The following is a 14040-nucleotide window of genomic DNA, read 5'->3' as shown; positions in this document are numbered from 1 at the left end:
GCGGACATGACCGACTCAAGCTCGGTGCTGGGTCAGGAGCGCACCGCGGTGGCTGCGGCGTGCCGACGTCTGGGGGCCGAGGGACTGCTCATCGGCACGGCCGGCAACGTCAGCGCGCGGGTGGGGGACCGGGTCGCGATCACGGCGACCGGCGCGGTGCTCGCCGAACTGACCGACGACCAGGTGACCGTGGTCGACCTCGACGGAAACGTGGTGGCAGGGACGCTCGAGCCCACCTCGGAACTCGACCTGCACCTGGGCGTCTACCGCCGCTACGGCACGGGCGCGGTCGTCCACACCCACGCCCCGATGGCGACCGCACTGTCCTGCGTGCTCGATGAACTCCCCTGTATCCACTACCAGTTGCTCACACTGGGCGGATCTGTGCGCGTGGCACCGTACGCCACGTTCGGCACCCCGGAACTCGCCGAGTCGGTCCTCACCGCACTGGAGGGCCGCAGCGGCGCGCTGATGGCCAGCCACGGCGCCCTCACCCACGCTCCGACGCTGGACAAGGCGGTCGAGCACGCGCTGCTGCTGGAGTGGGCGTGCGGCGTCTACCAGCACGCGGCCGCACTCGGAACGCCCCGTGTCCTGGACGAACACCAGCAACTCGCGGTGATCGAGGCCGCGATCGCCCGGAACTACGGCACCACCCACCCCGTACCGCCTGTGCAGGAGGGAAACCGATGAACGTCGTCACGATGGGCGTGCATGTGCTGGACGTGCTGGTGCGGCCGGTGGAGGCGATACCCGAGGGCCAGGGCGCGACGCTGGTGGAAGACATCAGGATGACAGCCGCCGGGACAGCAGGCGGGACGGCACTGACCCTCGCCAAGCTCGGCGCCTCCGTACGCAGCGCCGGTGCCATCGGCTCCGACCCCACCGGGGACATGCTGGTCCAACTCCTCGGCGCGGCCGGCATCGACACCCGCCACCTCGTCCGCCGCACGGACACCCCCACCTCCGCGAGCGTCCTGCCCATCCGCCCCAACGGCGACCGCCCGTCGCTGCACCTCCTCGGCGCCAACATCACCTACGGCCCCGACGACGTGCCCTGGGACGCCATCGCCGAGGCGACCCACCTCCACCTCGGCGGCCCCGAACTCATCGGCGTCGACACCGCCACGCGCATCCTGTCCCATGCCAAGGAGCACGGTGTGGCCACCTCGGTGGACCTGCTCGCACCCGGCGTGCTCGGCAGCTTCGAACAGATCGCGTCCGCGCTGCCGTACATCGACCACATGCTGCCCAACGAGGACCAGGTCCTCGGTTTCACCGGCGAGGAGGACCTGGTCGCCGGCGCGCACAAGCTCCTCGACGCCGGCGCCGGCCTGGTCGCGGTCACCCGCGGCGGAGACGGCGCGCTGCTCGTGACTCCCGAAGGCACCGAGCAAGTCCCGGCCTTCGCGATCGACGTGGTGGACACCACGGGCTGCGGCGACGCGTTCTCGGCCGGCTTCGTTCGCGGCATGGGCCTGGGCCGCACACCGTACGACTCCGCCGTCCTCGGCTGCGCGGCCGCGGCGCTGGTGGCCCAGGGCCTCGGCAGCGATCACGGAGACTTCGACCTCGCGGCGGCCGACACCTTCGCCGCGACACACAAGCCCCGCTCCTGACCGGAGACTCGTAGCCGGAGCGGCGGCAGCCGGCACACAGGCGCTCACAACGCAGGACCTGTACAGCCACGAGCCAACTGCAATACGTTGCGGTCAGAATCGGGCCCGTCGGCGCGCTGGTGGTTGGGTAGCGCGTCTCCTCGACGTGCCCGATGGAGACATCAGTGTCCTACCGCTCCCTGCTGCGTGTGGCAGGCGTGGGCTTCTTCCCGCTGGGATTCCTGGCCCGCCTGCCGTACGCGTCCTCGGCCCTGTCCACGCTCATCCTGCTTCAGTCGTCCACCCACAGCTACGCCTTCGCCGGCCTGGCCAGTGCGGCACAGAGCACCGCCATCGCCGTCGGCGGCCCCGTGGTCGGAGCCCTCGCCGACCGCCACGGCCACCGGACCGTCGGCGCCCTCGCCGCCCTGGCCAACTTCGCCGCCTGGGCGGTCCTGCTGGCCGCCAGCCAAGGGACCAGGGCAAGCATGCTGGTCGCGGCGACGCTGGTAGGGCTCACCCAGCCCCAGGTCGGTCCCCTCGTAAGGGTGCACTGGTCACGGCTCCTTCGTCCGCACGGCGAGCGGCGGTTGCTGTCGGCGGCCCTGTCGTACGAGGCGGCCGCCGACGAGGTGAGCTTCGTCGCCGGACCGGCGGTCGTCGGGTTGCTGGCGTCGGCCGGCCCGCTCGCCCCCGCGGTGCTGATCATGGCCCTGATCGCCACCACCACCCTGCCCTTCGCCCTGCTCCACGCCCACCGCGACCTCCCCCGGCAACCCTCGGCAGAACACCGCAAGCCGTCTCTGCCCCGCCGCCCGCTGGCCGTGATGTTCCTGGCGATGGTCGCGATGGGCGCGGTCTTCGGCGCCGTCCAGACGGCCGTCACGGTGTACGCCGACACCCTCGGGGAGCCGGGCGCGGCGGGACTCGTCTATGCCGAGTTCGGCATCGGCAGCGCCTTGACCGGGGCCGCGTGTGTCTGGCTGCCACAGCGGTTCACCCTGCGCGCCCGGTACCTGACGTTCGCCGCGGTGCTCTTCGCGGGCATGGTGGTGCTGTTCGCCGGGGCGCAGACGGTTTCCATGCCTGCCGCGGTCGCCGTGGCCGGCTGTACCGTCGCGCCCTACATGATCAGCCTCTACGCCCTCACCGAACGTCTGGCCCCGGCGCGGCGCGCAGCGGTCGCCATGACCATCATGTGCGCCGGCGGCCCGCTCGGCGCAGCCGCCGGGCAGGCCCTCGGGGGTTCCCTCGCGGAAACCCACGGCACGCGGGGCGCACTCCTGGTGGCTGTTGCCGTTGCGGGTGGTGCCCTCCTGCTGGCTCTCTCAGCGGTCGTGGCCGATCGGGGCCGCGGTGTCTGGATCGCCGACACCGTTCCCGTGGGGGAGCAGGGGGCGCCGGAGCCGGAAGTGCCGGCGCGGGCCCGCCCGGAGGGCTGACGGGCCCGGGCTCAACTGTGCGCCCGGGTTCAGTCTTCGCCGACGTCGACATCGACCGTGCCGTACTCCTCGAGCCGCAGAAGGACATCACGGTCCGTCCTGCTGGCACTGCGGGCACCACACCGTGCCCCGGCCTGCCATCCGGGACCGGCGCAAGGGGGTGCCGCAGCGGGGGCAGGCCGGGTTGTGGTCGTCGCGGTGGCCGGTGAGCCAGGAGTCGCGCGGCGGGACGCGGCCGACGGCGACCGCGGAGCGCAGGGTGCGGCGCATGTGTGTGTACAGGCGACGCCGGTCGGCCTCGGTCAGGTCGCTCGCTCGACAGGAGGGGCGCAGCCTCGCGCGCCACAGAATCTCGTCGGCCAGGAGATTGCCGAGTCCGGCCAGGACGGACTGGTCGGTGAGGGCCGTTTTGACGCTGCCGCGGCGTGCGGAGAGCGCGGCTTCGAACTCCTTGCGATCCACCGTCAGCGCGTCGGGTCCCTGGCGCTCCAGCAGCCGTGCCACCTCGGACTCGTCGTCGGCCAGCCAGAGGCCCTGGAGCTTGCGCTGGTCGCGGTAGCGGAGCTGACGCTCGCGACTGACCGTGAACAGGACTCGGTCGTGGGCTTCGACCTCGTCCTCGGGGTGGCTGCAGACCAGTTGGCCGGTCATGCCGAAGTGCAGCAGGAGGGTGGGGCCGCCGGTACGGGCGAGCAGCCACTTCCCGTGCCGCTCCGGCGCCGTGAAACGCCGGCCTTCCAGCGCGTCCCGCAACATCCGCGTACTCACGCCGTGCAGTACGCCCCTGTCGCGCACGTCGACGCGTCGGATGACCCTGCCCTTCGCGCAGGCCTCGAGCACCCTCCGGAATCCCTCGACGTCCGGGAGTTCGGGCATGGCGCACGTCCTCTCTCCCCGCGGCAATCCGAGCCCAGGTCGGGCTCGCCGACGTCGGCGAGCCGCAGTTCCTCGGCGGCCCCCACTCCGGCCTCGATGCGCTGGGCCAGGGCCACCTCGGTATCCCCTTATTGTCAGCGTTGCTGCGGCACGGGTTCCCGGGGTTCGAGGCGCAGGTGGGCGCCCTGGCGCCGGAGGGCGCGTTGGACGAGGTGGTAGGGCACCTCGCGGGGGCTGCGGCCGAGCCTCACGGACAGCGCGGCGCAGACACCGGCAGCCTGGCCGGTCGCCATCGAGATGGGCATGACGCGGTAGGAGGAGTGCGCCACGTGCGAGCCGGAGATGCAGCGGCCGGCGACGAGCAGGCGGTCGGTGTCCTGGGGCAGCAGGCAGCGCAGGGGGATGTCGTAGAAGTGCCCGTGGGGGACGCGTTTGAGGACGGTGCCGCTTCCCCTCGGGTTGTGGATGTCGACTGGGTACGCGCCGTGCGCGACGGCGTCGGGGAAGGCCCGTGCCGCGAGGATGTCGTGCCCGGTCAGGTGGTAGTCGCCGAGGATGCGGCGGGTCTCCCGTACTCCGATCTGGACGCCGCTCTGGGCCACGTACGACTTGTCGAAGCCGGGCACGCGCCGACGCAGGAAACGGTCGATCTGGTCCATCTGGCGGCGCGCGGCGTACTCGGCGCGGCTGAGGTCCCACACGTCGGTGCCGAGCAGTCGGGTGACCCGGGTGCTGTTGACGCTGACCTCGCGCGGGTGCGGGGTGCCGAAGAACAGCATGTCCTCACGGGGCAGGCGCAGTTCGCCCGCTTCGGTGGCCTCCCGGACCAGGTCCCACAGCCCGTGCACGCCCCGCCACTGGTCGGGATGCTCGCTGACGTACTCGGAGAACATCGGCTGCAGGAAGTCGACGACGCGGAACATCAGCGTCATCGGCTGCACCAGCCCGTCCTCCGGCCGCCCGATCTCGTACGGTGCCCCCGCGGCGGCGGCGATGTCGCCGTCCCCCGTGCCGTCGACGACGACGCCCGCGTCGATCACCACCGGGCCGGACTTGGTCTCGAAGACCACCCGCCAGCCGTCGTCGAGGGGCAGGGCGGCGGAGGCGAAGGAGTGGAACAGCATGCGCACGCCCGCCTCGTCGAGCAGGTCGAGGAGGACGAGTTTGTAGATCTCCGGGTCGAACGGCACGGTGTAGCCGGTGTCGGGGGACGGCGGGATGCAGCCGCCCCGCGCGGTGAGCCGATCCAGCAGCAGCCACAGGAATCCGGCCACCACCGGTTCGCCCTCCCCGTGGTCAGTCGGCAGCAGCCGGCGGTGGTGACCGCTGTCGTCGAACACCGCCTGTTTCTGCTCGTTGTGGAACGACATCAGCGGCATCACCAGCGCCACGGTGGCGTTCCCGCCGAGGAAGCCGTACCGCTCCACCAGCACCACGTCGGAGCCCGCGTCGGCCGCCGCGTAGGCCGCAGCCGTGCCCGCCGGGCCGCCGCCGACGACCAGGACGTCCGTCCGGCCGCCGTGGCGGGCCACGCGCGGGGGCAGGGTGACGGTCTGGGCTGGGGGAGGTGCTTCCAGGATCGGCATCGCTTCTCCCGTCGACTCGGTTGTCACGCCCCGTGGTCCCTGAGCTCGGCCATCCGGGAGCCCGGGGTCAGAAGGAGGTCGGCGCCCTCCGCCCGCCCTCCGTCGCGCGCGTCACGGTCGATGGAGTCCAGGAGTGCCCCGCAGCGGGCGCAGGTATCGCGGGCCATGGCCCGCAGTCCCCGCACTCGGGTGTTGAGGTCCTCGCGGCGCTGTGGAAACTCGTCCCAGAGCCGGTCCACCTCGGCGAGCAGGAGCCCGGCTTGTTCCCGCGCCACACCGATCAGCGCGGGCGCTCCCGTACGCCGGGCAAAGTCGAACACTTTGCCGGAATACGGCAGCGGCAGGACGGGCAAACCGGAGAGCGCGGCGAAGATCACGACGTGCAGGCGCATGCCGACGACCATGTCCAGGTGGCTCATGAAGCCGAGAATTTCGCCGGGGCTGTAGGAGTTGTGCAGGATGCGGCCCAGGTCCGGCGCGCTCATCCGGGACAGCACGCCGTGGGCGTGCCGGACGTCCTGGCGTTCCATCGGCACGAAAACGACGCGTGCGTCCAGGCGCCGGGCGAGGAAGTCCGCGACGTCGGCGAGCAGCGCGTGGTAGTCGTCCTCGTCGAGCTTCTCCGCGGCCCTGCCGGGCTCGCGCACGGACATGCCGACCAGCCGCGTGTCGAGGGGAAGGCCCTCCTGCCGCATCATCTGCTCGGTGAACGGTTCCGGCGTGAGCAGCAGCGCCGGGTCGGCGGTGACGGTGAGCTCGCGTTCGACGCCGACCTCCTCCAGGACGAGGCGGGACTCCTCGTCACGGACCACGACGTCGGTCATCTCCGGCAGCACCTTGCGTACGGCCTCCCGGTCGTCCGCCTCGCGCAGCGGGCCCGCGCCGACCGCGTAGGCGAAGGTGGGCACACCGCGCTCGTGAGCCGCCCTCACCAGCCGCAGATAGCGCCGAGCCTCTCCGTCGTAGAGGATCCCGCCGCCGCCCAGCACCAGCAGATCCAGTCCGGCCAGGGCGTCGAGGACGGGTTTCTGCGGTACGCCCTCCCAGTCGACCACCTCATCGGCCCCTCGCTGATGGGCGCGGGTGTGGGCGGCGTTCCGGCTGAAGACGACGAGTCGGGCCTGCGGGCGATGGGCGCGCAGACAGCTCAGAACACACATCAGAATCGCTTCGTCGCCGATGTTGCATCCGCCGTACGAGCCGAGCAGGCCGATCCGCAGATCCGACGGGCCAGGCGGCGGGTGCTGGTCGATCGTCATCCGGAGCTCCCGTTCGAAGGAGACGGGCGGGACCCGTGCGGCAGTCCTTGACCACACTTCCCGTCGGCGGACTGCGGGCTGGATTCTTACGGGGTGCGACACACCGTCGCGGCGCCGGGCCCGAGTAGCCCCAGGCCTTGCGGAGGAAACCTCACTCGGAGGTTCCGGGAGCCGCCGGTCCCTCCACGGCGGCGCACAGACGGGCCCGCGGGTGTGCCCGTAGAGCCAGTATGGGTGCTCGCGCCCCGCCCGTCCTTTCGCCGCTGAGCCGGATCGCCACCCGGTTTCGCTGTGCGCGGCGGCGCCGCCCCTCATCCGACGTACCTGTGCCCTTCCGCGCACGGAGTAACCGGGGGAGCTCGGTCACCACCGACCGCCTACGGGTTGCGAACGTCGCCGTACTCGCCGGGTCGTCTCGCAGGATCGATCGTGCGCCCGGGCTCAGTCGTGTACCCGGGCTCATCCGTGCAGTTCGCGGTAGGCGACGATCGCCCCGGGGTGCAAGGGCACGGCGCCGGTGGAGATCAGGCTGCGGGCGTCGAGGAACTGGGTGCCGAGGGCGGTGGTGGGGACGAGGTGGGTGGCTTGGCGTACCAGGACGTTGGTGAGGGCGGCTGCGACGGGGGCGGGCAGGTCGGGGCGGCACAGGAGGAGGTTGGCCACGCCGATGGTGGTCACTTCGGGTGTGTCGCGGTATGTCCCGGCCGGTACGGTCACCGCTTCGAGGCCGGATCCGGAGTCGCCTGTGTCGGTGCGCAGGCGGGGGAGCAGTCCGGCCAGTGGCAGGAGGCGGATTCCGGGGCGGGTGTCGAGGCCGGAGAGCGTCGGCAGCGGTATGCCGCCCGACACGAGCAGGGCGTCGATCGCGCCGTCCCGCATCGCCTGCGCGGCCTGTGGCAGCAACAGGTGGCGGACGTGGACGTCGGCGCCCGGGGTCAGGCCCGCGGCGCGCAGCAGACGGTCGCCGAGTACGGCACCGCCGGATGCGGGTGCTCCCAGCGAGACGGTGCGCCCCGCCAGGTCGGCGACGGTGCGGATCGGCGTGTCGGCGCGCACGGCCAGCTGAAGGTAGTTCTCGTAGACCCGGCCGATCGCACGGAGCGGGACCGGGCGGCCGAACGGCGCCGAGCCGCCGTAGGCGGCCCACGCGATGTCGGCCAGGGCCAGCGCGACCTCGGCCCGGCCCTCCTGGAGCAGCCGTATGTTGGCCACGGTGGCCTCGCTGTTGATCACCTCGCAGGAGAGCCGGGGGTAGGCCGCCTTCACCTGGTCGGCGAGCAGTTGGCCGAAGGCCGCGTAGAAGTTGCCGGACTCGCCGGTCGCGATGCGCAGCCGCCCCTGCGGGCCACGGTCCGCGTGCCGTGCGTCGGCCGCCCCGGCGGCCGCGATGAGTCCCGTGCACGCCGCTCCGAGGGCCGCACGCAGGGCGGTGCGACGGGCCGGGCCGGTCATGGCGTACCGCCTTTCGGAGCCGGTATCGCGTGCTCGGCGCGCGGGAGTACGACCCTGACCAGCAGGCCGTGCGGCTCGGCCGACGTGAGCTCGATGTGCCCGCCACGGCCGGCCACGAGCTGCTCGGCGATCGCCAGTCCGAGGCCACTGCCGCGCACGTCGCGGTGGCGTTCCGAGCGCCAGAAGCGGGTCCCCGCCTGGGGGAGCTCGGCCGCGGGGAGGCCCGGGCCGTCGTCCCGTGCCTCGAACACCGCGTCCGCGCCTTCGGTGAAGCAGCGCGTCTCGACGCGGGTGCCGTCCCCGGCGTATTTGATCGCGTTGTCGAGAAGGATGTCGGCCACCTGGGCCAGTTCGCCCTCCGTGCAGGCCATGAGGACGGCGGGGCCCGGGGCGCACCCCAGATGGACTCCGGCCTGTTCGGCCACCGGTCGCCACAGCTGGGCCTGGGCCGCGGCGACCGCCGTCGCGTCGCACCAGGCCGCCCGCTCGTCCGTGACGGCCAGCTCCCCGGCGCGGTGTTCGGCGTTCGCGAGGGCGAGCAGGTCGTCGAGGAGGTGCTCCATGCGTTCGAGTTCGGCGGTCACGCCCGTGTATGTGCGGGTGGCGGCGGCGGGCAGGCGGGGCTGGAGCGAGTCGATGCGCAGGCGCAGCGCGGCGAGCGGGTTGCGCAGCTGGTGCGAGGTGTCGGAGACCAGGCGGCGCTGCTGTTCCAGCGCGGTGGTCACCGCGTCGGCCATGCGGTTGAAGCCGGTGGCCAGCTGGCGCAGCTCGGGCGGGCCGCCGGCCCGGGCGTGCTCGGCGGGCAGCCCCGCCGCGAGCGCGCCGACCGCGCGGTCCAGGTGGTGCAGCGGGCGTACGACCCAGCGTGTCGCGGCCCGGGCGAGCAGCACGCACGCCACGGCGAACAGGCCCGCACCGGCCAGGACGAGCGCCCAGCGCAGTGCGATGTCGTCGGCGGCGTCCCGCACCGAGGCACGCAGCACCACCGCGCCGGACACCCGGGTGCCCGTGCCCACCGGGCGGGCGAGCAGCTTCTCGCCACGCGACCAGGGGCGCAGCGTGCCCCCCGGCGAGACGGGCTGGTTGCGCAGCGCCGCGTCGACGAGGCGCGCGACCTCCGGGTCGGCGGCACGCATGCCGCCGGACTGCACCACCGGGGCGCGGCGGGCGTCGACCACCACGACCGCCTCGCCGTACAGCTCGGTGAACCGGGTGGTCTCGGCGGTCAGCGCGCCGGTGTCGCCGCTCTCGGCCGCCTGGTCGGCCAGCCCGGCGAAGCGGTCGAGGTCGGCGGTGCGGGCCGCGACGAGCTGTTCGGTGCGCTGGGTGGCGGTGACGCCGAGCAGCGGGACGGCGAAACCGGCCACCGCGAGCACGGCGAAGGCCAGGACGACGGTCAGTACCCGGGTACGCATGGGCCCGGTTCAGTCGCCGAACCGGTAGCCGAAGCCCCGGATGGTGGTCAGCACCTCGGGCCGGCCCAGCTTGGCCCGAAGCTGGGTGAGATGGACGTCGAGCGAGCGCGACACCGCCAGGTAGGCGTCGCCCCACACCTCGTCCATCAGCTGCTGACGGCTGACCGCCGTACCCGCGCGGGCCGCCAGCGCGGCGAGCACCGCGAACTCCTTGGTGGTCAGCCGCACCTCGGCACCGCCCACCGTCACCCGGCGCGCGTCGAGATCGACCTCGACGTCAGCGGCGAGGACCGTACGCGGCGCCGGAGCGGCGGGTGGCGCGGCGCGCCGGGTCACCGCCTCGATCCGGGCCAGCAGCTCGGCGAGCCGTACCGGCTTGACGAGGTAGTCGTCGGCGCCCAGCCGCAGGCCGCGCACCACCGACCGCTCGTCGCCCCGCGCGGTCAGGACCACCACCGGAAGGCCGCTGACCGCGCGCAGCTTGCGCAGCACCTCCAGCCCGTCGAGGTCGGGCAGCCCGAGGTCGAGCAGCAGCAGGTCGGCCTGGCGGTGGCGGGTGAGGACCTCCTCGCCGCGCCGCACCCGGGTGGGCAGATGACCGTGCTCGTACAGGACCTCGGTCAGCGCACCCGCCACCCCGTCGTCGTCCTCGGCCAGCAGCACGCGCACGGTCGCCACCCTCCCACTCAGGCTTTCGCCTCGCTCTCCAGCGGCGATCCGTCCGACGTCTCGCGCATCCGAATGTAGACGAGCAGCGAGATCAGGACACAGGCGGTGACGTAGTAGAAGTACCAGCTCTCGTGCCCGGCGTTCTTGAACCACAGGGCGACGTACTCGGCGGTCCCGCCGAACAGGGCCACGGTCAGCGCGTAGGGCAGACCGACGCCCAGCGCCCGGATCGAGGTCGGGAACAGCTCCGCCTTCACCACCGCGCTGATCGACGTGTACAGGGAGCTGACCGCCAGCGGCCCGACCATGAGCAGGAACGCGTGCACGGGGTCGCTGGTGCGCGAAAGCAGCGTGAGCGACGGCACCACGACCACGGCGCCCAGCGCACCGAACGCGATCAGCATCGGCCGCCGCCCCACCCGGTCCGACAACAGCCCCATCACCGGCTGCAGCAGCACGAACACCAGCAGCGCGAAGAAGTTGATCCAGGCAGCCGTCGGCTTGGCGATGCCGCTGGTGTTGACCATGAACTTCTGCAGATACGTGGTGTACGTGTAGAAGAACAACGTGCCGCCCATGGTCAGCCCCATGACGACCATGCACTGCCGCGGGTAGGACAGCAGCATCCGCAGACTGCCGCGCGCCGGCCCGTCGCCCGCACCCTTCTCGCCCTCTTCGGCCGCCGCGCGCTCGAAGCTCTCCGACTCGTCCATGCCGCGCCGCAGCCACAGCACGACGATCGCCCCCGCGGCGCCGACGACGAACGCGACCCGCCACCCCCACGCCTCCATCTGGGAGGCGCTGAGCACCTGCTGCAGAACGATCTGCAGGCCGAGCGCCGTCAGCTGGCCGGCGATGAGCGTGACGTACTGGAAACTGGAGTAGTAGCCGCGCCGGCCGGGCGAGGCCACCTCCGACATGTACGTCGCCGAGGTCGAGTACTCACCTCCCACCGACAGGCCCTGCAGCAGCCGGGCGGTCACCAGGAGCACCGGCGCGGCGACCCCGATCGCGCCGTACGACGGCGTCAGCGCCACGATCAGCGAACCGGCCGCCATGAGCGTCACCGACAGCGTCAGCGCCGAACGCCGCCCACGCCGGTCGGCGTACCGCCCGAGCACCCAGCCGCCGATCGGCCGCATCAGGAAGCCGACGGCGAACACCGCGGCGGTGTTGAGCAGTTGGGCGGTCTGGTCGCCGGACGGAAAGAACGCGGCGGCGAAGTACACGCTGAACGCGGTGTACGCGTACCAGTCGTACCACTCGATCAGGTTGCCGATCGATCCGCGCACGATATTGCTGACGACCCTGCGCTCGCCGCGGCGCGTGTCCTGCGCGCCTGGTGCCGTGGTCTGTGTGGCCATCGAAAACTCCCTTGTCTGAGGCCCGGGAGCACACAGATTCGATGGCCCGACAGGGCCGTTCAACAGCGCGAACCAAGTCCTAACAGTCCCTTAGGGCGGTGGCGGCGCGAGAGGCGCCCGCGCGCCCCGCATGCGGGTGAGCGCGCCACACCGCACCCTGGTGCCATGGCAAGCACGCAGCCCGTCGTCGTCTACCCGCCCGCCGTGGACGGCGGACGCCGGGTGCGCGTGGACGATCACTTTCTGGGGATGGCGTACGGGCTCCTGGACGTGGCCGAGTTCCTGCGCCGGGCGGGCATCGAGGACGCGGATCCCGAGTACGTACGGCAGTCCGGGCTGATCGAGTGGCGCGGCGGCGGCCCGGACGTGTGGGCACGCTGAGCGCGGCACGTCACCGGCACCCCGCCGGACCCTTCCCACCGGTCGCGCACCTGCGCCGGCTCCTCCTCCGTCACACCGGCGATGGCCCCACCGGCTCGGTCGCGGCGGTCAGCTCCTCCCAGTGGACGGTGCGGTCGCACCAACGGTCCAGGAGCACCTGGTCGTGGCCGACGGCGAGCAGACCCGCGCCCGTGGCGGCGCGGTAGTGCTCGACCGCGGCCACCAGCGCGGCGGTGGTGGAAGCGTCGAGCATCGCGGTCATCTCGTCGCAGACCAGCCAGCGCGGACGCAGGACGAGGGCGCGGGCGAGGCAGGCCCTTTGCAGCTGCCCGTCGCTGACCTCGTGGGGCCGGCGCGTCAGCAGGTCGGGGGTGAGGCCGACGGACGAGGCCAACTCGGGGATCCGCCGCGGTATGTCGTCACGACGGCCGGTGGCACGCAACGGCTCGGCGATCAGGTCGGTGAGCCGCAGCCGGGGGTCGGCGGAGAGGCGGGGCTGCTGGAAGACGACACCGACGGCGGTACGGAGGGCGCGCGGGGCGCGGTGGCGCCAACGGCGTACGGATTCGCCGTCGAGCAGCACGGTGCCGGCGTCGGGACGGTGCAGCAGGGCAGCGACACGGGCGAGGGTGGACTTGCCGCAGCCACTGGGGCCGAGCAGGCCGACCGCCTCCCCGGGGACGACGGACAGCGAGGCGGCGCGGACGACAGGGGCCCTCCTGTCGTAACCGGCGGTGATGGCGCGCAGTTCAAGCACGGAGGTCCTCCGGCACGTGCGGATGGTGACAGGCGATCCCGCCGGTCGTCGGCGGAAGAGTGCCGCAGGCGTCGGAGGCGTGCTCGCAGCGTGCGGCGAAGGAACATCCCCCGGGCAGATCGCCCAGCTCCGGAGGCATCCCGGGGATCGGAGTGAAGGCGCGGTCCGGCAGGGCCTGCAGCAGACCGCGGCTGTAGGGATGCCGGGGCCCCGGGACGCCGAAGAACGCCTCCGCGTCCGCGATCTCCACGATCCGGCCCGCATACATCACGGCCACGCGGTCGGCGATGCGCTCGGCGGCCGCCAGATCATGGGTGATCATGAGCAAGGCTCGTCGGCCGGCGTCCACGTGACGCCGCAGCTCGTCGACCGTGTGGTCCACCAGGTCGCGGTCGAGCCCGGTGGTCGGCTCGTCGGCGAGCAGCAGGGGCGCGTCGCCGACGAGAGCGAGCGCGGTGGCGGCGCGCTGGGCCAGGCCGCCGGAGAGCTCATGCGGGTGACGGTCGAGGTGGTCGGTGGGAAACGCGGCGCGTGCGGCGGCCGCCTCCGCCGCGCGGCGTACGGCCGCACGCCCCCGGGTGTCGGTCAACGCACCGACCGTCTCCTCCAGTTGGGAGCGGACCGTACGCACCGGCGTGAGGTGCGCCGCCGGGCTCTGCGGGATGAGCCCGATGAGGCGGCCCCGCACCTTCCGCGCCAGCGTCCGCTCGTCGGCGGCGAGCAGATCGAGGTCCCCCAGGTGGGCCTGGCCCGCCGCCTGGGCGTTGGCGGGCAGTAGACCGAGCAGGGCGGAGGCGAGGACCGACTTGCCGCAACCGCTCTCACCGATCAGGGCCAGACACTCGCCCGCCCCCACATCGAAGTACGCGTATCGCCTCGTCCGTCCTCGGGAGTGACTACAAGGTCACGCTGACAGCGCTGCGGTCGGCGCAGGACGAGTACGCCGCCTCCGTTCGGCTGCAGGTCTTCACGCGGTCCGGCGGCGCGTGGAAGGAGTCCGACCGGGTCACGGTGGGCGACGTCGACGGGTGGTTCTGGTATCCGCTGACGGGCAGGGGCGCCGTCTGCGAGTTCGCGACCGCGAGCACGGAGCCTGCGCCGCTCACCGTGAGTCTGCTGATCACGCCGTCCATCGGATGCTCCGATGCGGCGCGTTACGTCGTGAAGGAAGGCAGGGTCTTCGCCGGCTGACCCGCGAGCCTCACAAGGCGTCCGTACGGCCGACCGGGTGAGGGTCTGTC

Annotated in this window: 12 protein-coding genes and 2 pseudogenes; 5 read left to right on the top strand and 9 right to left on the bottom strand. The window is 72.6% G+C overall.

The window, feature by feature from the left end:
* Positions 1-6 precede the first annotated feature (6 nt).
* From ABD932_RS28835 to ABD932_RS28825, 3 genes are all read left to right on the top strand, one after another.
* The gene (locus ABD932_RS28835) at positions 7-693 is read left to right on the top strand and encodes a class II aldolase/adducin family protein (protein WP_345016872.1); all 687 of its coding nucleotides are present in this window, start codon (positions 7-9) and stop codon (positions 691-693) included.
* Positions 690-1619, top strand: coding sequence for a carbohydrate kinase family protein (locus ABD932_RS28830; protein ID WP_345016870.1), 930 nt, complete (start codon positions 690-692; stop codon positions 1617-1619). Before ABD932_RS28835 ends, ABD932_RS28830 begins: the two co-directional genes overlap by 4 nt.
* A gap of 164 nt (positions 1620-1783) precedes the next feature.
* Positions 1784-3040, top strand: coding sequence for an MFS transporter (locus ABD932_RS28825; protein ID WP_345016868.1), 1257 nt, complete (start codon positions 1784-1786; stop codon positions 3038-3040).
* An 87-nt stretch (positions 3041-3127) separates the two neighbouring features.
* Here the strand turns inward: ABD932_RS28825 and ABD932_RS28820 are convergent, their stop codons facing one another.
* The 7 genes from ABD932_RS28820 to ABD932_RS28790 all read right to left on the bottom strand — a co-directional run bounded on the left by ABD932_RS28820 (position 3128) and on the right by ABD932_RS28790 (position 11661).
* Positions 3128-3916, bottom strand: coding sequence for an Fpg/Nei family DNA glycosylase (locus ABD932_RS28820; protein WP_345016866.1), 789 nt, complete (start codon positions 3914-3916; stop codon positions 3128-3130).
* A 134-nt stretch (positions 3917-4050) separates the two neighbouring features.
* Positions 4051-5502: an FAD-dependent oxidoreductase gene (locus tag ABD932_RS28815; protein ID WP_345016864.1), complete on the bottom strand. Its 1452-nt coding sequence runs from the start codon at positions 5500-5502 to the stop codon at positions 4051-4053.
* Positions 5503-5525: 23 nt separating this feature from the next.
* The gene (locus ABD932_RS28810) at positions 5526-6761 is read right to left on the bottom strand and encodes a polysaccharide pyruvyl transferase family protein (RefSeq protein WP_345016862.1); all 1236 of its coding nucleotides are present in this window, start codon (positions 6759-6761) and stop codon (positions 5526-5528) included.
* 459 nt (positions 6762-7220) lie between these two features.
* Positions 7221-8213 (bottom strand): TAXI family TRAP transporter solute-binding subunit, encoded by a 993-nt coding sequence (locus ABD932_RS28805; RefSeq protein ID WP_345016860.1) that lies wholly within the window; start codon positions 8211-8213, stop codon positions 7221-7223.
* Complete coding sequence (locus ABD932_RS28800; RefSeq protein ID WP_345016858.1) at positions 8210-9628, bottom strand: sensor histidine kinase; 1419 nt, start codon at positions 9626-9628, stop codon at positions 8210-8212. Before ABD932_RS28800 ends, ABD932_RS28805 begins: the two co-directional genes overlap by 4 nt.
* Positions 9629-9637: 9 nt before the next feature.
* Positions 9638-10297: a response regulator transcription factor gene (locus ABD932_RS28795; RefSeq protein WP_345017085.1), complete on the bottom strand. Its 660-nt coding sequence runs from the start codon at positions 10295-10297 to the stop codon at positions 9638-9640.
* Positions 10298-10314: 17 nt separating this feature from the next.
* Positions 10315-11661: an MFS transporter gene (locus tag ABD932_RS28790; RefSeq protein WP_345016855.1), complete on the bottom strand. Its 1347-nt coding sequence runs from the start codon at positions 11659-11661 to the stop codon at positions 10315-10317.
* A 165-nt stretch (positions 11662-11826) separates the two neighbouring features.
* Here ABD932_RS28790 and ABD932_RS28785 point away from each other — a divergent pair, with 165 nt between their 5' ends.
* Positions 11827-12042, top strand: a complete 216-nt coding sequence (locus tag ABD932_RS28785; RefSeq protein ID WP_345016853.1) for a hypothetical protein — start codon at positions 11827-11829, stop codon at positions 12040-12042.
* A gap of 70 nt (positions 12043-12112) precedes the next feature.
* On the opposite strand, the gene ABD932_RS28780 is transcribed toward ABD932_RS28785, so the two are convergent.
* Positions 12113-12799, bottom strand: coding sequence for an ABC transporter ATP-binding protein (locus ABD932_RS28780; RefSeq protein ID WP_345016851.1), 687 nt, complete (start codon positions 12797-12799; stop codon positions 12113-12115).
* Positions 12792-13667 (bottom strand): annotated as a pseudogene (locus tag ABD932_RS28775) (ABC transporter ATP-binding protein); the annotation flags it as partial. The gene ABD932_RS28780 and the pseudogene ABD932_RS28775, both read right to left, overlap by 8 nt.
* Here ABD932_RS28775 and ABD932_RS28770 point away from each other — a divergent pair.
* Positions 13667-13990 (top strand): annotated as a pseudogene (locus ABD932_RS28770) (hypothetical protein); the annotation flags it as partial. The pseudogenes ABD932_RS28775 and ABD932_RS28770 overlap by 1 nt on opposite strands.
* Between the last annotated feature and the right edge of the window lie 50 nt (positions 13991-14040).

Origin of the sequence: Streptomyces shaanxiensis, assembly GCF_039537145.1 — a bacterium.
GTDB lineage: Bacteria > Actinomycetota > Actinomycetes > Streptomycetales > Streptomycetaceae > Streptomyces > Streptomyces shaanxiensis.
The sequence above is the reverse complement of the archived record's forward strand: the minus strand, read 5'-3'. Positions and strand labels throughout refer to the sequence as shown.

Bases quoted from the DNA above. Each gene is read 5' to 3' on its own strand.
- ABD932_RS28835 (WP_345016872.1), top strand. From the start codon at position 7: ATGACCGACTCAAGCTCGGTGCTGGGTCAGGAGCGCACCGCGGTGGCT.
- ABD932_RS28830 (WP_345016870.1), top strand. From the start codon at position 690: ATGAACGTCGTCACGATGGGCGTGCATGTGCTGGACGTGCTGGTGCGG.
- ABD932_RS28820 (WP_345016866.1), bottom strand. From the start codon at position 3,916: ATGCCCGAACTCCCGGACGTCGAGGGATTCCGGAGGGTGCTCGAGGCC.
- ABD932_RS28815 (WP_345016864.1), bottom strand. From the start codon at position 5,502: ATGCCGATCCTGGAAGCACCTCCCCCAGCCCAGACCGTCACCCTGCCC.
- ABD932_RS28810 (WP_345016862.1), bottom strand. From the start codon at position 6,761: ATGACGATCGACCAGCACCCGCCGCCTGGCCCGTCGGATCTGCGGATC.
- ABD932_RS28805 (WP_345016860.1), bottom strand. From the start codon at position 8,213: ATGACCGGCCCGGCCCGTCGCACCGCCCTGCGTGCGGCCCTCGGAGCG.
- ABD932_RS28800 (WP_345016858.1), bottom strand. From the start codon at position 9,628: ATGCGTACCCGGGTACTGACCGTCGTCCTGGCCTTCGCCGTGCTCGCG.
- ABD932_RS28790 (WP_345016855.1), bottom strand. From the start codon at position 11,661: ATGGCCACACAGACCACGGCACCAGGCGCGCAGGACACGCGCCGCGGC.
- ABD932_RS28785 (WP_345016853.1), top strand. From the start codon at position 11,827: ATGGCAAGCACGCAGCCCGTCGTCGTCTACCCGCCCGCCGTGGACGGC.